The sequence below is a fragment of the Rhodopirellula sp. SH410 genome, from assembly GCF_055811895.1.
In genome coordinates this window covers 3,704,757-3,723,931 of sequence record NZ_CM147949.1, presented here as the reverse complement: position 1 = coordinate 3,723,931, position 19,175 = coordinate 3,704,757, and the positions used below count along the sequence as shown (strand labels likewise).

The following is a 19,175-nucleotide window of genomic DNA, read 5'->3' as shown; positions in this document are numbered from 1 at the left end:
GATCCACCCGAATGGCACGGTTGTCCTTGGGTGGCCGCACACGGCAATTCTTATTGCATGGACATGCACTTCTCTATCGCTACAATAGCGTCATGAAAACTACCCTAATGCGACGGAAGAGCTCCGTCACTAAGTGGCTGATATCTGCCTTCGTAGCGATCGTGTTTGCGACCGCTGCGAGCGATCTTCCGGCCGATGAAGTCTCTTTCGGCCGAGACATCCGCCCTCTAATCTCCGAGAAGTGCTTCGCCTGTCATGGACCGGATGAGGAATCTCGTGAAGCCGGACTGAGAATGGACCTTCCGGACGGGGATGAAGGTGCGTTGAACCATGCGATCAGTCCCGGCTCGCCTGACGATAGCGAGGTCTGGATGCGGATCAGCAGCAGTGATGACGACTTGCGAATGCCACCGGCCGATTCGCACTTGAAACCGCTCACCGAGGAGGAGCAGTCGCTGATCCGTCGCTGGATTGAGCAAGGCGGACAATACGAGCAGTTCTGGGCATTCTCGCCGCCGGCGCCGCCCGAGATTCCCACGCCGCAGAACTCCGCGTGGAGCGACCGTCCGATCGACGCCTTTGTCCTCCGTCGACTCGAACAGGAAGGGTTGTCGCCGACCGCGCCAGCCGATCCACGGACGCTGCTCCGCCGCGTGACGTTTGATTTAACCGGTTTGCCGCCGACGCTCGCGGAAATCGATGAATTTCTAGCTGCCTACAAAATCTCGCCCGAACGAGCGTGGGAGGATTGCGTCGATCGGTTGATCCGTCGCCCAGAATACGGCGAGCACATGGCAAGGTACTGGCTCGACTTGGTCCGCTTCGCGGATACCAACGGCATGCACAAGGATTTTTACCGCAACAACGTGGCCTATCGCGACTGGGTGATCCGCGCATTCAACGAAGCCCTTCCTTACGATGATTTTGTTCGTTATCAGATCGCAGGCGATTTGTTCCCCGATCCGACCGCTGACCAGCTGATCGCGTCGGCTTTCAACCGTTTACACCTCATCATCGACGTCGGCACCGCTCTTCCCGAAGAGAGCCAATTTAAAAACGTTGTCGACCGCATCACCGCCGTCAGCACGGCATTCATGGGATTGACGGTGCAGTGTGCCCAATGCCACGACCACAAGTTCGATCCGATCACACAGAAGGATTTTTACTCGCTCTTCGCGTTCTTCGATAACATCGATGCCACCCCGGAAACGAAAGCGAACCCCAAAAACGGCTTGCAGCCGCCGTTTGTTTCGCTGCCGACGCCGGAGCAAAAACGGGAACTCGATCAGTGCGATGAAAAAATCGCCTCGCTACAAAAACAGGCTGTCGAGACCGTCGATCCAGAGCAGAAGAAGTCTCTCGAACACGAACTGGAAACGCTCCGCAAACAACGTGGTCTGATATCCAGGGACGTCACCCAAGCGATGGTGATGAAAGAACGCAGCGAGGTTCGACCCACGTTTATCCGCAATCGTGGACTGTACGATGCATTGGGCGAAGAGGTCGCGAGAAACACACCAGAGTTCCTACCGCCACTGAAAAAATCCGGCGACGTGGCCAGCCGGATGGACTTGGCTGAGTGGTTTGTCGATCCCGGAAACCCACTGACCGCTCGAGTTGCTGTCAATCGATTCTGGCAACAGTTCTTCGGGGTCGGGCTCGTCAAGACCTCCGAAGATTTTGGAAATCAAGGCGGAGTCCCCAGCCATCCTGAGTTACTCGACTACCTCACCGTTTCATTCACCGATTCGGGCTGGGACGTGAAAACGCTCGTCAAACAGATTGTGATGTCCAATGCTTATCGCCAAGCATCCGCGGCTACACCGGAGATTTTCAACGCCGACCCCGAGAATCGATTGTTAGCTCGGGGATCGCGATATCGCCTTGATGCCGAAATCATTCGCGATCAGATCCTCGCGACCAGCGGTTTGTTGAACGACAAGATGTACGGGCCCGCGGTCAAACCTCCACAACCCGAGGGTTTGTGGAGAGCCGTGTCGATGACCGGTGAAGTCTATCGTCCGGACCAGGGTGATGCCATTTACCGTCGCAGCGTCTACACGTTTTGGAAACGTGCGATGCCGCCACCGCAGATGACGATCCTGAACGCACCGAACCGGGACGCATGCATCGCGCGCCGCGAGCGAACCAACACGCCGTTGCAAGCGTTGTTGCTGCTCAACGAGCCGGAGTATCTCAAGGCGGCCGGGCAACTCGCTGCGAGAACGCTCGATCAACCCAGCGACGTCCGACTCGACTACTTGTGGGAGACGGTCACGTCGCGGCTAGCGGACGAGGAAGAGAAATCGGTCATGCAGTCGCTGCTCACCGATTTGAGGACGAAGTATCGAGCCGCCCCCAACCTGGCTGACGAAGTGTGCCGTGACGTGACGCTGGATTCGCCGAGCGAATGGGGCACGGAGGCAGACGCGAAAGCCGAACTGGCAGCATGGACGATGCTTGCCAGCACACTCTACAACCTCGACATCACCAAGACCAAGGATTGAACCATGATCACGTCCCAAGACTTGGCCTCGCTGGATAACCGACGTCGCTTCCTCACCAACACCGGCATGGGACTGGGCACCGTCGCGATGGCCTCGCTGCTGTCTCAGTCGGCGGTCGCCCGGGACCTCTCGGCGACAGGGGAGGGGAATCTCCCACGGGGTTGTCACCACGCCCCGAAGGCAAAACGGGTCATCTTTCTGTTCATGGCGGGCGGTCCGAGCCAGATGGATTTGTTCGATTACAAACCGAATTTGGACAAGCTATATAGGCAGGAACTCCCGAAGTCCGTCAGCCAAGGACAACGTGTGACAGCGATGACCAAGGGGCGAACCCAGTTGATCGCATCGACGAAGTTCAAGTTCGCACGGGCGGGGGAGTCTGGGTTGTGGATGAGCGAGTTGCTGCCGCATCTCTCCAAACAGGCCGATAAGCTCTGCTTTATCGACTCGATGAATACCGACTCGATTAACCATGATCCCGGCAAAACGTTGTTCAGCACGGGTTCAGAGATCCCAGGCAAGCCGAGCATGGGGGCCTGGCTGAGCTACGGGTTGGGGACGCTCAATAAGGACCTACCCGACTACGTTGTCATGCCCTCTGCGTTTTGGGGCGGCAGAGTGAACGTGCAAGGACTGTATTCACGCTTGTGGGGCAGTGGATTCTTGCCCTCCAAACACCAGGGCACCAGCTTCCAAACGGCGGGCGATCCGGTCCTCTTTCTGTCCAATCCACGCGGCGTCGACGCAGACGTGCGCCGCCGGATGCTCGACAGTCTCGGCGCACTCAACCAGAAACATTTCGCTGAGATTGGAGACCCGGAAATCCAAACGACGATCGCGCAACAGGAGATGGCGTTTCGCATGCAGACCTCGGTACCGGAACTGACGGATATCTCCGACGAGTCGGCAGAGACGCTCGCAATGTACGGCCCGGACGTCGACAAGCCCGGCTCGTACGCGAGGAACTGTTTACTCGCCCGGCGTATGGCCGAGCGTGACGTGCGATTCATCCAGTTGTTCCACCGCGGCTGGGATCACCACAGCAAACTGCCGTCGAACTTGGTCGCCCAGTGCCGCGACGTTGATCAACCGACCAGTGCACTGTTGGCCGATCTGGAACGACATGGACTGCTGGAGGACACCATGGTCGTCTTCGCGGGTGAATTCGGACGCACCATCTATTGCCAGGGAACGCTCACGCATGATGATTACGGTCGTGACCATCACCCACGCTGCTTCACTGCCTGGATCGCCGGTGGCGGTGTGCGAGGTGGGATGCGATATGGCAAGACGGACGAGTTCAGCTACAACGTTGTTGAGAATCCGGTCCATGTTCGTGACTTGCATGCCACCATGCTATCCCTGCTGGGCATCGACCACGCGCGTTTGACGTTCCCCTATCAGGGACTCGATCAAAAACTTACCGGTGTGAACCCCAGCCGCGTGGTGACGGAAATCATCGCCTGACATAGCGTCTTCGCAGTTTCAAGACGCCCCTCTCGTGAGAATTGTTGACGGCGTGTCGAGTCAATGAGCCGCGTGAACGGCCGAGCAGCTCGTGTTACCCGATGCCCGGCGGCATTCGGTTCAACATTGCCGGTCGAATCAGTCGGATTTGCTATCCAACGCACGATCCTCGTGCATTGCCCCCCCCCCCTGTCCCCCACCACCGTTGAGACATTTCATGCACCGATTTTGTTTTAGTTTGATCTTCCTGGTCCTCAGCCAGGTCCACTTATTTGCGGACGATCCAGGCGTTCGGACGGGACCGTGGGACATCGAAAAGCTGCAGGGAGACGTTCCGCCGATGAAATGGATCGGCCAGGATTCTCCGGTGCATTCGCTTGTGTATGAAGGCGAAGCGTTCGAATCGCACCCCACCGACGTGTTCGCGTTTTATGCTTCGCCAGCTACCCTCGGAGTTGACCAAACGGGAAAGAAGTTTCCGGGCGTCGTGCTTATCCATGGCGGAGGCGGCACGGCGTTTGCTGAGTGGGCGTACCTATGGGCCAGACGCGGATATGCCGCCATCGCGATGGACCTTTCCGGCATGCAGCCGCCGGATCCCAAGTTCGATGCACAGACCGGCGCGCCGATCGGGCACCAAACCGATCGCAAGCTGCGGACTCGACTCGCAAACGGGGGGCCGATGCAAGGGAACGCTGAAAAGTTCGATTCGATCGGTGGCGATGCCAGCGATGACTGGCCGATGCATGCCGTGGCCAATGTGATGCGAGCCCATACGCTGTTGCGAAGTTTTCCAGAGGTCGATGCCGACCATACCGCGGTAACGGGAATCAGCTGGGGCGGCTATACAACGTGCCTGGTTGCTTCGCTCGACGACCGGTTCAAAGCTGCAGTGCCCGTCTACGGTTGCGGTTTTCTGCACGAAGGCGAATCCGTTCAGAAGCCGAGTATCGATCGGCTGGGCGAGCGTCGCGATGAATGGGTGCGGCAGTACGACCCCGGCAGCTGGTTGAATCAATGTCGTGTGCCCATCCTGTTCGTTAACGGCACCAACGACGTGCATTACTGCCTGGATAGCTATATGAAAAGTTACGATGTCGTTCCGGGTGAGAAAATGCTGTGCGTAACGGTAAAGATGCCGCATAGCCACGTCGATGGATGGGTCCGTCCGGAAATTGGCATGTTCATCGACTCGTTTTGTGCCCATGCAACGCCACTGCCGTCGCTGGGAACACCTCAGATCGGCGACGACAATATTTCGCTGGCGTTTGACAGCCAAACCGAGCTGAAGTCAGCGACGCTTCACTACACAAGCGACAGTGGGCTGCGATCCGGTCGAGACTGGAAAAGTAGCGCCGCAACCATCGCTGGTGGCACGATCACGGCACCACGACCACCCGCAGATGCCAATACATGGTTCTTCACCGTATCCGACGAGCGTGACGCGATCGTCAGTACTGAAGTCCAGTTCGCGTTGGACGAACACTGATTCCCTCGATCGGCACGCGGAAATCAATTGCATGAACGCGACGGTCTGTCCCCCATCGCTCCCTCACTCTTGTTGAAGGGCGTTCCAGGAGCAGATCTTTGCGTTTCCCGCTCGACTCCTTCCGTGGTCCCGGGTGCGAGCCCGTCCGCTATTCGCTGAGCAGCTTCGCCGCCGCCAGTCGTAGTCGTTCCAAACCAGGCGAGGTCGCAGCCGCGTAACGCGATGTGCCCGCGTCGGCCTCGTGGGTCTTATCCACGGTGGCGTCTAAACGTACATATTGCTGGACGAACTGGTTCATCTGAGCCTGCGACCAGCCTTTTCTCGCCTGAAGCAAGTTCAAGTACTCGATCAACTGCTGGGCATCCCGAAACGCTTTCAAACGCATCGAATGACGGATCGCTGTTTCACCCTGGGCATCCTTGTCGAAAATGAACAGTCCCAATTGGTCTGCCTCGACTAGAGCCTTGCCATCTTTGTTGATGGTCTGCCATGGCACGATCCCGCTGGCGCCCCCGCTCCACGCATCGAGTGCCCAAGCTTGGACATCCCGATTGCTTTGTCGAACAGGGTTGGCGCTGCCGTACACCCAAACTCGCAGCCCATCACGCTGCATCTGATCAGTCACCAGACGCCGGTAGTTTTGGAATGCCGAGGCGGCCACCACCCAGAAATCGCTTCGTCCGTCGAGTTGCCCCCGGCAATACTCGGGGCGGGAGATATCGATGCGAAAATCGATATTCACCGCCGGACCGCTGCCGGCCATCTCGTGTCCGCGATCGGTTAGCTCGCCATAATACTTCAGTGCCCGATAGTCCCAGTAGCTGACTGGCTCGTCCAACACCCAAGGTGCTTTGGTCTGTTCGTCATGCGATCCCTTGTTGTTGAAATAGACCTGGAATCCGGTTTGGTTCCAGCCATTCGATTTGGCCAACGCGACAAAGTCACGAAGCACATTCACATAGGTATCGGCGTACTCCGGTGTTGCCTTAAACGCACGAAAAGCGTCGGGGTCGCCGTCGTAGTATGCCCGACAATTCAGCGGCCAGCTCTCGTGGAAACTGAGATAGAAACCGGGTGCGGGGATCGGGCCGCGATGTCCATGCTCGAAGAGCGAGCCATCGAGATAAGGCCCGAATGCGGCGGCGAAGTCGTCCCAGTACGCGTGTTGGGTTCCAGGCTCGATATCGTCGTAGCGTCGATTATCCATTCGCCGGCCTGAGCGAAGTCGCATATCGAGGTTCGTTTTGCGGGCGCCCGGTGCGGCGGTGTGATGCGAGTAGTGCAGGATATTGGCATGCACCCGATGGTCGTACGCAATCTGTTGCAGTGCCTCATATTGCTCAACGGTATCGGGCAACCCATATCCATTCATCTCGCAAAAGAATGTTGCCTCGCGTGGTAAAGCAAACGGCAGGATCTCGATCTCGATCGGAATGCGACGACCATCGGAAACCTGCACCGCTCCTCGCCGCAGACCTGGCTCGGCATCGAACGGGATGTAGATATCGGCCACGACGGACCGATCCTGGTCAGGCCGTAACTGGAGCGAAGCGTCCAGCGGTAACAACGGATCGGGAATGCGGCGGCCATTGGCGGGTACGTAAACGGTCTGGAACCGATCGATACGCGGTTGGAATGAGTCAAATGCGACTTCTACCGAGACAGCGTTCTCTCCACGTAGCAGTAACTGAAAACCAGTGACTTCACCCGCCGCGGCCGACAAGCGAATCCGACGTCCATCGTAGATCGAATTAGCATCACGGTACCCCTCAGGCAGCTCACCAACTGCCCGTCCGTCGATGTCATACTTGTCCGCAACCGGAATGACGCTCACCTGTGGGATAGGCGCGTCCAATATCGCCGGCTCGGCAGCGTCGCTGATCCGTCCGCTCATCCGGCGCACAACTATCCGCACGACCTCCGCTTCGCTGGACTGGCCCGTACGACTGCGTGCGATAACCTTCACGTCCAGATGATCACGCTCCAAACTGCCTTCCGGCAGATCTCGAATCAAGATCGTCTGCGACTCGCCCTGCACGGCCAGCGGAATGTTGTGTCGGTCCAGTGGTTTGCCATCGATTGAAACATCGTATGCAAAAGCGTGCTCAGGTGCCGTCACGGAGACGCGCATCACGTCGTCTTCACTGCGCACTTGTTTCACCGCTACCGGACGTGCTGGCGTGTCACCCGCGACATCATGGCACTCCACTTCCAGGTAGGGTTTTTTGCCACCTTGTTCACGGCTGAAGATCGTGGGATTGCGTCCGTAGTCTGCATCGTCTTCGTGGATGGCGAGTCCATAAGCGGCGCCGATGGCCATCGCATGCACCGCGTCGGCAGGCACGTTCCAGCGATAGACGCCGTCCTGTAGATCCGATCCTGAATGCTGCACCAGTGTAAAGCTATTGCCGCCGATCACCGCTGGAAACCTCGCTCCCGCGTATCCCCAGCCCTGGAGACCCGGCATGCCCGCGGTCAGTCCCGTCGACCCAGCTTCGTCCCAGGGGGCTGCGATCGTCGAAATCGTCACCCCCGAGATAACATTCTGTCCCTGAACGCAAACGAGTGTCGCTTTGTCAATGTGTTTACCCACGATCGCGCGAGTATCGAATGCCATCGCAACGATGTGCTGGTTCCCCTTGATACGAATGCGGCCTTGCCCACCCGCGTTCACATTCCATTCGCCATCCACCATCACGATCGAGTTGTCTCGCGTGACCGGTAGACGAATCGTCTCGGCTGATACGAACGTCGCGGCAATGAATACTGCGAGTAGACAGAAGTAAGGACGCATCGATGGACTCCGGTGGGTCGCTGCAGGAGCACCATCCAGTCTCCCCTCCCTGCTTAGCGAAGAAGGTTGCGAGGCTCTCAAGTGCGCGTAAGTTAACGATTTACTTCACCCTCCCGGCGAAGCTGGAAGGGTCGGGACTCGAGCCCCAGCGAGATTTCAGGGGAGGGCCGACCGCGTCAATCGAGGTCCCAAACCAGCGTGGTCGCGCCTCCCCGAACCATGCTTCGCTTGGTTCGGCTCTCCCCTGGTTGCGCCTGGGGAGGGTAAAGTCTAATAAACACGTGCCAACATGTAACTGAAACGCAGCCCAACCTCAAGCGTGGGGAGAGAAGATTGGATTAAGATTCTTTCGAATCGCACGTCGAGCGTTTAGGCGGCGTCGTCCAGGATCATGATCTCGTCTTGGATCGGTCGCTGCCAATCTTCGCCACAGTGCTCGCAAACGGGCATGTCGACGCGGCGTTGCTTTCCGCAGTGATCGCACATTCGCCGATGCACGCGGCGGTAGATCGCCACCATCGCCAGGGGAGCGATTAAACCCAACAGCAGGACAGACACCGACCAGACGGCCGCCTGCCTCCGTGATAGCCCCCGCCGATCGGCCACTCGTCGGGTGAGCCAAATCGCCAACGCCGTCACCAACGCGAAGCTGACCGCTAGCGTCGTGAACTGTATCGGATACGAGAGGAGGTCACTCCACGTTGGACCGAAGCCCCCGCCAAAAATCGAAATCCAGGTTGCCAGTCCCGCAGTCACCACTCCCAAGACGCCAGGCATCAAGCCAAGGAATACAAACAGCCACTGAAAGCGATCGTGATCGCTATCTTGGAAGGCCAGCGACTGCGGATGGAAAGTAATGGCTGCAAAATCTCCTTCGGCTGGAATACGGTAGATTTCCTGCGGTTTGAGCGCATAGGTAGACAAATACAAGACGTTGTCGGCCAGTCCCACTTGTAGGCTGGCCGTCGACGCCAGTGGTTGAGGCACGGCGTATTTATTGACCAGCTTTGCCCTGATTCGGCCTTCAGTGAGCGGTTTGAGTATGTTGTAAGTTCGCATAGGCTCGTCCTCACCCGGCTCCTTGTACCAAGTGTCTTCCCCCGACTCGTCGACGAACTCGTACTCGACGATTTTGTTCGCATCGCGTAGCAATAGGCGTGGGGCATGCATTTTACCCGTCTTTACCAATGCCGCTGAGTCGATCCGCTGGTCAACGATCCGCTTGATCGACATTTGCGAACCGTCGATCACATATACACCTTGGCTATCAATCAATGGTGCGACGTATCCCGCACCACGAAAATTGTAGAATAGTGAGCTGCCATTCTCCGGGTCGGTGGTGAACGGCACGCCAGTGATCTCTCCTGCCGGATGGACTCCGTCCGACGCAATCGTTTGGCTCCAACGGTTTCCCTGACTTCGATCGTAACCGATCAGGTAGCCCCGAGTGTCGTAGTAATACCACCGGGAACTCTGATCGAGATTGCTTGGCCCAGCGTAGAATCCGTCAGACTGACGGTATGTATTCCGCATCGGTATCATCGTTGCGAAGTCCCTGAATTCGTCGGTGTCGCCGAGCGACTTCATTGCGTCCAGGTCCCCGCCGTTTCCAATGGCTGTTCCACCAATAGCTCGGTCTTCGTATCCTCCGTATTGTGTCCGTACATCTCGCATGTAAGTTACCAGCCAAGGGGCATTCGTTTGCTCATTGATAGCCAGTCGTGATGTTGGCACCGGCACGTATCCGCGAGAACGCTCATGGTCTTCTAAAATCGAGAAAAGAAATGTGAGTCCCGCCGAGCAACACACCGCTGCAGCGATGAGTAAATACAAGGGCAGCAGCCAGCGACCGCGCAGGCTTCGGTTGGTGCGTGCGGCAGGCGGTTCGGCTGACAAGTCATGCCAACTCTGTCGCGAGATCACGATCAGCCACGCCATCAGCGGTAGCATTATCACCGAGATTGTTGCTGCCCCCTTTAGTCCGCCCCCCTTCAGCACCTGGAAGAACACGAACAAAACCCCAGCGGCAGGCAAGAGCGGAAACACCCGCGTCCCCCACCAAGACGCACTGCGCGACATCATCAACATCGCGGCGGGGTGCATCAGCAAAGATGCTAAAGCAAACACGAATGCTGGGACCACTTGGGCCGGGCGCATTGGATACCGGGTCATCCCTTCGTACCAAACCCAGGCCGCCAATATCGCTACAGGAACGATGACCGAGATCGCATAGAGGACAAAGCCAGAAAACGTTTTGGCGAGAAAGATCTGGCTCGATGTGACGCTGCGGTGGTTCAAGTAAGCGGCAGCCCCCGGTTGCAGATCGCGATACGACTGCACGACGCCCAACGCAAAGGCGAGTAACGGGGTCACGATCGCGAGCTGCGTCAGCAGAACGTTCGCGAGTAAACCACTGGGGTTGTCCAAATCGGGATAGGCCATCCAGCAAGACGCGGTGACCACGATCAAGCCGATGGGTAGCCAGCGGAGGTTCTCTCTCAGTTCTTTCCAGAGAAGGGGTTTCATGATGCATCCTCGGTATAGAACGAGTGATAGACTCGGGAGCGGGATAGGTAAGCGAGCACAGCGTCCTCAAACGTCACGTCGACCGATTCGATGCCGCTACTGTCAATGGCTGCCAAAGCCGCACGGGTGTCGTCGTCAGGGTCGACCGCCGTCAGTTGCCAGCGCTCTCCGACGGGACGGCAATTGACAAATCGTGGGATCGGTATCGGCATGGACAGGGTCTCGCCTGTCGTTGGCGAAGACGGCGCATCAATGACCCAAGATGCGATCCGGTTGCGGAAGTCATCGATCGTCGTATTGACCACCATCATGCCGTCGACCATCAGCGCGACGCGGTCGGCAACTCGTTCGATGTCGTCGAGCAAGTGACTGCTCAGCAGTACCGAACGTTCGCCCGATTCGCAGAACTCCAGAATAGTTTCGTTGAGCGCCCGCCGGCTCACCGGATCCAATCCCAAGGCGGGGTCATCGAGAATCAGCAGCTCGGGATTGCTCGCTAGCGTCGACGCTAGCGAAACGCCCGCCCTTTGGCCACGGCTCAGCCAAGCGACTTTGGCATCGCTATCGATGCCAAAGCGATGCACCGAACGCTCGAACAAGGCGCCGTCCCAGTGCGGGTGGGTGTCGCGGCCGAACCGCTCGCACTCCCGGACTCGCATCCATGGATAGAGGAAATGCCCCTCAACGGTGTACCCGATTCTTGCACGCAGTTCCGGGGTCAACTCGCGACTATCGGTGCCGAGAACGACGCTGGATCCTCGCGTGGGCTCGAGTAGTCCGAGCAGCATCCGAATCGTCGTCGTTTTTCCGGCCCCGTTGAGCCCGAGTAGGCCGACGATCTTGCCACGAGGCACGGCGAAGTCGAGATCGTGAACAACGGGCTTGCTGCCGAAGTAACGGGTCAACCGGTGCGTGCGAATAACGTCAGTCTCAGACATTTTCGTTACCTCGAGAATTAAACTGATCGAGTTTGCCTCGCATCCGGTCGAGAATCTCCTCGCTAGAAAAATCCAGCCGGATCGACTCGTTGATCGCGGTCTCGAGAGCTTCATCGAGCCGCCGCAATCGCTCGGTTTGCGAGTACACGGTCCGCCGCTCGGCCACAAACGCGCCGCGGCCGGGCTGGGTTTCCAGCACCCCGTCACCGACCAACTCCGCGTAGGCCTTGGCCACCGTGTTGGGATTGATAACCAATTCCTTGGCCAGCGCCCGAACGCTCGGCAGCGGATCGCCAACCGACAATTCCCCTGCCATCACGGCCCGGCGAACCTGGTCGGCAATCTGTCGATAGATCGCGGCACCACTGCCTGGGATCACTCGAATTTGCATCAACCACCCTCCGCGGAAATCGGACGCCCTTCTGCACTACCTCACATAGTACAGCTGAGACGGTTGATCGTCAAGCGTTTGTTTTTGAAAATTGCAGGCAGTAAGTAGTCCCACCCCGACTGCCTGTCGTGTCCTGAATTGCATCGCATTGCCAAAACGCGTGGCAACATTACGCCCATGAGCAAAGACAAAGGATCACACGTCATCTGCAGATTGCCTTGATCATCGTTGTGATGGCAACCTGTCTTCGCATGATGGGCCGGCAATGGTGGTGTCGTTGCGGAAGTTGGATTCCCTGGTCATGGGATACACAGACCAGCCACAATTCGCAGCATCTACTTGATCCCTATTCCTTCACGCATGTGTTGCACGGAATCATCTTTTTCTGGGTGCTGACATGGTTGCCAGACCGGTTTTTTAAGAGGGGTCTTTCAGCGCCGACCCGACTGCAAATTGCAGTGTTCATGGAAGCTGCATGGGAGGTCCTCGAGAACTCGCCATGGATTATTAATCGCTATCGCGAGTCCACCATTTCGCTTGACTACGACGGTGACTCGATCGCCAACTCCATCAGCGATATCATCGCCTGCCTGATCGGGTATTTGCTCGCGTCGCAATTCCGGTTTCGATGGTCACTGGGATTCATTCTGCTCACAGAAGCAATCCTGTTGCTCACGATCCGCGATTCCCTGCTACTCAACGTGATCATGCTGCTCTACCCAGTCGAGGGAATCAAGCAATGGCAGTCGGGATTTTTGCTTCCGACGGCCATTATTGGAGTTCTGATTTTAGCCAGCGAGTCGAATTGAATACGAAGGGTTGAGCCTGGGGGGGCCAGCACGACCGAAAAATTACTGTCTGAAATTGTGGTCGAACGCTCCGCGCTCGATCATCCCGACCGCGGAGCGTTCGGCCACTTCTTTTCCGCGCGTCCCGAACCTGCCTGTGCGGTGAAGGCGACGGTCGTTTCGCTACGTTTGACGGAAGCGTGGTGCGTCCTCACTGCCGGCGGCCCGAGGCGTCTGCGCTGACCATGATTGCTATCTGCCGTGCGGGCCGTCATACTGTCGTGTTCTGGTTCGCGTGCCGCGCCAGCCCCGCCTCAATATCCCACCTCTGTCGAATCGGTACTGACGCCATGTACTTTTGGTTGTCCTCACGATGCGCACCTCGCTTTGCCTCGGCAGTCGTGCTGCTAGCGTTCACGAGCGGCTCGGCGTTCGCCACCGAGCCGCCATATTTCGAGACCGAGATCCGACCGATCTTGCGTGAATACTGCTTCGATTGCCATGGGGCGGTGGAGGAACTCGAGGGCGGATTGGACTTGCGGTTGGTTCATCTGATGGTTTCCGGTGGCGACTCGGGCGAGGCGGTCGTCCCCGGTGACCCCGACGCGAGTTTGTTACTCAGCCGTGTGCGAGACGGTGACATGCCGCCCGGCGAAGCGCATGTTCCCGAAGCGAAGATTGCCATTCTGGAAAATTGGATTCAGCGGGGGGCAGCAACCCTCCGCGATGAGCCCAAAGAACTTGGGCCGGGCATTCCGATCACCGAGGAGGAGCGAAACTATTGGGCGTATCAACCGGTCGCAGAGGTGGTCGTTCCCACCGATGTTAACGATGCGGGCATCCGCACGCCAATTGACGCGTTGATTGCTGCCGAGATGCCTGCGGGTTTGTCGTTTTCGGTTGATGCAGATCGATTCACGCTGATTCAGCGTGCGTATGACGATTTGCTGGGACTGCCACCGACGATCGAACAGATTGAACCCTGGCTGCACGATGCGGACCCTCAGTGGTTCGAACACTTGATCGATCAACTGCTGGGCTCGCCGCACTACGGCGAGCGTTGGGCGCGACACTGGCTCGACGCAGCCGGGTACGCTGACAGTGATGGTTACACGGCGGCCGATAGCAACCGCGATTGGGCGTGGCGTTACCGGGACTACGTGATCGAATCGCTCAATGAAGACAAGCCCTTCAACCAGTTTATCGTCGAGCAACTGGCCGGCGATGAACTCGCCGGCCCCAAACACGGTGATTGGACGGACCACCAGATCGAGTTGCTGAGCGCGACTGGATTTCTGCGTATGGCTGCCGACGGTACGGGCAGCGGCGACAACAGTCCCGAGGCTCGAAACAAGGTGATCGCGGACACGCTGCAAATTGTATGTTCGACTTTGCTGGGTTCGAGTGTTCACTGCGCTCAGTGCCACGACCACCGCTATGACCCGATCTCACACGCTGACTACTTCGCATTGCGGGCGGTCTTCGAGCCGGGATTGGATTGGCAAGCATGGAAGCCGCCGGCGGCTCGTTTGGTTTCACTGGCAACCGAACAGGATCTCGCGGATGCAGCGAAGATTGAGAGCGAGGTTGGCATCGTCGCAGCGGAGCGGGCGAGTCAACAATCTGCGTTCATTCAGGAAGTGTTCGAGCAGGAGTTGATGAAGTTCGACGAACCACTTCGCACACAACTGCAAACGGCCTATCAGACGGCCAGCGCCGAACGTGATGCCCACCAAAAGGCGCTTTTGGCCAGTCACCCGAGTATCCACATCACGCCCGGCGTGCTGTATCAATACCGTCCGGATGCCGCGGCTAAGTTGAAAGAATTCGACGCCAAGATCGCTGAATTGCGAGCAGGCAAGCCGGTCGAGCAGTTTATCCAGGCCTTCGTCGAGCCACCGGGGCATGTGCCGGTAACCCACCTCTTTCACCGCGGTGATTTCAACCAGCCGAAACAGGAGATTCAGCCTGCGGCATTGACGGTTGCCGCTGCCGAGGGCGCGCGGGTCACGTTTCCGGTCGATGATCCCGAGTTACCCACGACGGGGCGTCGGTTGGCGTTCGCCAACTATTTGACCGATGGCGGCAATCCCCTGACCGCACGGGCAATCGTCAACCGCGTTTGGATGCACCACTTTGGTCGCGGCATCGTCGCGACACCGGGAGAGTTTGGGCGTTTGGGAAGCGAGCCCTCGCATCCCGAATTGCTCGATTGGTTGGCGCGAGATTTCGTCGATCATGGCTGGAGTTTGAAACACCTACACCGACAAATTCTGACTTCCTCGACTTGGCGGCAAAGCTCGCTACGTCGACCGGAGGGCGAAACGCTCGATTCAGAAAATCGATTTTACTGGCGAAAGTCACTGCAACGCGTTGACGCCGAAATTTTACGTGACTCAATGCTGGCCGTGGCAGGGACGCTCGATTCGAAATTGTTTGGGCCACCGGTGAGTGTTGCCGAAGATGAAACCGGCCAAGTCCGTGTGGACGCAAGCCAACCGCGACGCAGCGTTTATGCGCGAGTGCGGCGGAGCCAGCCGGTCGGCATGCTGCAGGCGTTTGACGCGCCGGTGATGGGGGTCAACTGTGACGTACGAACCGTATCGACCGTCGCGCCGCAATCATTGATGATGCTCAACGGTGACTTTGTCTTAGAGCATGCCAATCTTGTCGCGGAGCGGGCCGTTGAACGCGCCGCGGGAAATGCTCCTGTGCCGGCCGAGGACGCCGCAGCATGGTTGCCGAAGATGCCCGCTCCGACGTGGTATTACGGCTCAGGCACGGTGGATGACGAAACCGGGTTGATCGGCGAGTGGGTTGAGCTGCCCCACTTCACGGGAACTTCCTGGCAGGGCGGCCCGACGGCGCCGGATCCAAAGTTTGGCTGGGTGATTTTGAACGCCAGTGGTGGTCATCCGGGGAACCCCACGCATCCTGCGATCCGGCGCTGGACAGCACCCGCGGACGGTCAACTCACCATTGCGGGAACGCTGCAACACGGTAGCGACAATGGTGATGGCGTTCGCGGCCGGGTCTATTCGGCGAATGGTCTGCGCGGCGCATGGCAGATCAAAAATGGCTCGCTCGATACGCCCGTGAGCTCTTGGCCCGTCCAGGCTGGCGAGTCGATCGACTTTGTCACCGACTGCTTGGCAAATGAATCATCAGACTCCTTCACGTGGCCGTTGAAATTGACGTTCACGCGGACCGATGGAGAACCCGTGATCCATGATTCCGTGACTGGGTTTCATGGTCCTGAAACCGATCTCGCTCTGTTGCCGGCACAAATCAACGCGGCCTGGGAAATCGTTTTATCTCGCCCCGCCAACACTGCTGAACTGGATTTGTCACTGCAGTTTGCGGGCGATCAATTGGTACTGATGTCCCGCGATGGACGGGGTACGCTGCCGGGCCGATCGCGGGGACAGCAGGTCCTCGTCAACATCTGTCAAATGCTGCTCAATTCCAACGAATTCCTCTACATCGAATGATTCTGGAGCGATCTAATATGGATTCCCCTCAACCCGCTGATACGCGCCGCCGATTCCTGCAACAAACCGGAATGGGCGTGGGAGCTTTGGCGCTGCAGTGGATGCTCGCTCAAGAGTCCGCGATGGCAAAGCCTCCGATCTTGAAGGCGAAGCCGGCGAGCGACCTGGTTCCACGAGCGCCGCATTTTGAGCCCCGTGCCAAGGCGATGATCTCGTTGTTCCAGCATGGCGGGCCCTCACACATGGACCTGACCGATCCCAAACCCGAGTTGACGCGGTACGATGGGACGGAATACTCCGGCGACATTCAATTTTCTTTTGTCAACGAAGCCAGCAAGAAGCTGCTCGGCAGTCCCTTTCAGTTTCAAAAACACGGGAAATGTGGGACCGAGTTATCTGAACTGTTGCCACACACTGCGGGCGTTGTCGACGACCTTTGTCTGATTCGCAGCATGCACACGGGCGCGAACGGTCACGAGGTCTCAATCCGCTACTTTCACGGTGGTATCCCAGCAGTATTGGGGCGGCCAACGTTGGGCTCCTGGTTGACGTATGCACTCGGCAGCGAGTCGCAAGAGCTACCGGCGTTCATGGTCTTGGCAGATCCGGGAGGACCACCCGTTGACGGCGCGACGAACTGGAGCAATGGGTTCATGCCCTCGATGTTCCAAGGGACTGTGCTCCGGCCCAAAGAGCCGAGAATCTTTAACCTCCAACCGCCGCCGCACTTAGCGGGTGAGTACCAACGTCAGAACCTCGATCTCTTACAAGAACTCAACCGCCAGCATCTCGAGTCACATCCGGGCGAATCCGACCTCGAGGCGCGCATCGCCAGCTACGAACTGGCCGCCCGCATGCAAACGGCGGCGACGGATGCTCTGGATATCTCACAAGAGACCGCCGCCACGCACTCGATGTACGGTTTGGATCATCCCGACACTCGCGAGTATGGCACGCGTTGCTTATTGGCACGGCGATTGGTCGAGCGGGGCGTTCGCTTCGTCCAACTCTTCCACAACGGCCAGCCCTGGGACAATCACAGCAGCATCAAAACCGGTCTAACATCGATCTGTCGCAAGACGGACCAGCCGACTGCGGCACTGGTCGCCGATCTGCGACAACGCGGATTGCTGGATTCGACCCTGGTCCATTGGGGCGGCGAAATCGGACGCCTGCCGGTGACTCAAGACCATGGCAGCGCCGAGAAGGCGGGCCGCGATCATAATGGTCAAGGCTTTAGCATCTGGCTCGCCGGCGGCGGCGTTCGTGGCGGCATGACGTTTGGGAAAACAGACGACTTTGGACACCATGCGATCGAAAATGTTGTGACCCCCAACGACTTCCAAGCCACGGTAATGCATCTGTTCGGATTGAACCATGAACAAGTCGTCTACCCGCACGGCAACCAGGAACAAATCATCACTGCACATCGTCCCGCCCGAGTCGTCCATGACGTGATCGGCTGAAGGTCGATCAATCGGTTCATCCTCTCGAGAGAAATCTGCCATGACGGACTCCGATGTCAACTTCAAGACCAAGCCTCTGGTCGCCTGCAGAGTGAACGCGGTCGCTTCAGGTCGTCGCATACACAGCGAGCTGGATCGGCGCCGGTTCCTTCCCCGGCGGTGCGTTCGGCCTTGGTGCTGCAGGCTACTGCTGCTGGCTAGTTTGTGTGTCGTCAATCCGCTACCGACCCGCGGCCAAGACGACGTTGCTCAAACGCCGAAAGTCGGGCACTCAGAGTTATCGGTCTATCAGGCTGCGGATGGGACGATCAAGCCCATTGAGTCCCTTGACGACTGGGGTAAGCGGCGTGCCCAGATCATTGCCGGGGCCGAGGCCGCGATGGGAAAGTTGCCGGCAATGGATGCACAGGCAAAGTTCGATATCCAGGTCAGTGAAGACGTTTCCATCGGCGACGTTCGGCGGCTGACGATGACGATTGCAGTGGGGAGCTCCGATCGGCTACCCCTGGACTTGTATCTTCCGAAATCCGTCGCCGATAGCGTTGATGTCAGCGATATTTTTGAGGGCGGGTCAACGGCCAAGCTCGCGGCGATCGTGGCGTTGCATCCGACCGGTGCTGCTGGCAAGCGCATCGTCGCTGGGGAGGGAGGACGCCCCGGGCGTCAATACGCGATTGAACTCGCACAGCGAGGCTACGTCGTGATCGCGCCGGACTATCCTTCCTTTGGCGAATACGCAGACTACGATTTCGCAGGCGACCCATATGCCTCCGGCACGATGAAAGGAATCGTCAATCACCGCCGCTGCGTCGATCTACTTTCACAATTAGCGTTTGTCGATGGCGATCGAATCGGAGCGATCGGTCATTCACTCGGCGGGCATAACGCAATCTTTCTTGGCGTCTTTGATCAACGCGTGAAAGTGGTCGTCTCCAGTTGTGGGTGGTGTCCATTTCATGATTACTATGGCGGTGATCTGAAGGGCTGGGCGAGTGACCGCTACATGCCTCGACTTCGAGATCGCTTTCACTTGAATCCTGATGAAGTTCCTTTCGACTTCTATGAGTTGATTGCCGCGTTAGCGCCGCGCACCTTTGTTTCAGCATCGCCCTTGCATGATGCGAACTTTGACATTGCAGGTGTGCGCAAAGCGATACCCGTCGCGGGTTCCGTGTATTCGTTGTGGGGCGTGCCGGATGAACTGATCCTGATCACCCCTGACTCTGAGCATGACTTTCCGACAGAGATTCGACGACAGACCTACGATGTGATCGATCGCGTTTTGCAGCACAGTTGCTCAACAGAACTTCAATAATTA

At 58.0% G+C, this 19,175-nt stretch carries 11 protein-coding genes; 7 read left to right on the top strand and 4 right to left on the bottom strand.

The window, feature by feature from the left end:
* Positions 1–92 precede the first annotated feature (92 nt).
* The 3 genes from SH410x_RS13650 to SH410x_RS13640 all read left to right on the top strand — a co-directional run bounded on the left by SH410x_RS13650 (position 93) and on the right by SH410x_RS13640 (position 5,463).
* Positions 93–2,507, top strand: coding sequence for a PSD1 and planctomycete cytochrome C domain-containing protein (locus SH410x_RS13650; RefSeq protein ID WP_473677016.1), 2,415 nt, complete (start codon positions 93–95; stop codon positions 2,505–2,507).
* 3 nt (positions 2,508–2,510) lie between these two features.
* Positions 2,511–3,974, top strand: a complete 1,464-nt coding sequence (locus SH410x_RS13645; protein WP_473677015.1) for a DUF1501 domain-containing protein — start codon at positions 2,511–2,513, stop codon at positions 3,972–3,974.
* 217 nt (positions 3,975–4,191) lie between these two features.
* Complete coding sequence (locus tag SH410x_RS13640) at positions 4,192–5,463, top strand: PhoPQ-activated protein PqaA family protein (RefSeq protein ID WP_473677014.1); 1,272 nt, start codon at positions 4,192–4,194, stop codon at positions 5,461–5,463.
* 148 nt (positions 5,464–5,611) lie between these two features.
* Here SH410x_RS13640 and SH410x_RS13635 read toward each other — a convergent pair whose 3' ends face one another.
* From SH410x_RS13635 to SH410x_RS13620, 4 genes are all read right to left on the bottom strand, one after another.
* Positions 5,612–8,257: a hypothetical protein gene (locus tag SH410x_RS13635; protein WP_473677013.1), complete on the bottom strand. Its 2,646-nt coding sequence runs from the start codon at positions 8,255–8,257 to the stop codon at positions 5,612–5,614.
* A gap of 369 nt (positions 8,258–8,626) precedes the next feature.
* The gene (locus SH410x_RS13630; protein ID WP_473677012.1) at positions 8,627–10,783 is read right to left on the bottom strand and encodes a hypothetical protein; all 2,157 of its coding nucleotides are present in this window, start codon (positions 10,781–10,783) and stop codon (positions 8,627–8,629) included.
* Positions 10,780–11,721: an ABC transporter ATP-binding protein gene (locus SH410x_RS13625; protein ID WP_473677011.1), complete on the bottom strand. Its 942-nt coding sequence runs from the start codon at positions 11,719–11,721 to the stop codon at positions 10,780–10,782. The genes SH410x_RS13630 and SH410x_RS13625 overlap by 4 nt, the downstream gene beginning before the upstream one ends.
* Positions 11,714–12,112 (bottom strand): GntR family transcriptional regulator, encoded by a 399-nt coding sequence (locus tag SH410x_RS13620; protein WP_473677010.1) that lies wholly within the window; start codon positions 12,110–12,112, stop codon positions 11,714–11,716. The genes SH410x_RS13625 and SH410x_RS13620 overlap by 8 nt, the downstream gene beginning before the upstream one ends.
* 233 nt (positions 12,113–12,345) lie before the next feature.
* Here SH410x_RS13620 and SH410x_RS13615 point away from each other — a divergent pair, with 233 nt between their 5' ends.
* The 4 genes from SH410x_RS13615 (at position 12,346) to SH410x_RS13600 (ending at position 19,172) form a co-directional block, all read left to right on the top strand.
* Entirely contained in the window at positions 12,346–12,921 is a 576-nt protein-coding gene (locus SH410x_RS13615) for a DUF2585 family protein (RefSeq protein ID WP_473677009.1), read from the top strand.
* A 329-nt stretch (positions 12,922–13,250) separates the two neighbouring features.
* Entirely contained in the window at positions 13,251–16,391 is a 3,141-nt protein-coding gene (locus SH410x_RS13610) for a PSD1 and planctomycete cytochrome C domain-containing protein (RefSeq protein ID WP_473677008.1), read from the top strand.
* Between the two features lie 17 nt (positions 16,392–16,408).
* Complete coding sequence (locus tag SH410x_RS13605) at positions 16,409–17,857, top strand: DUF1501 domain-containing protein (protein WP_473677007.1); 1,449 nt, start codon at positions 16,409–16,411, stop codon at positions 17,855–17,857.
* A 40-nt stretch (positions 17,858–17,897) separates the two neighbouring features.
* Positions 17,898–19,172: an alpha/beta hydrolase gene (locus tag SH410x_RS13600; RefSeq protein ID WP_473677006.1), complete on the top strand. Its 1,275-nt coding sequence runs from the start codon at positions 17,898–17,900 to the stop codon at positions 19,170–19,172.
* Positions 19,173–19,175 lie beyond the last annotated feature (3 nt).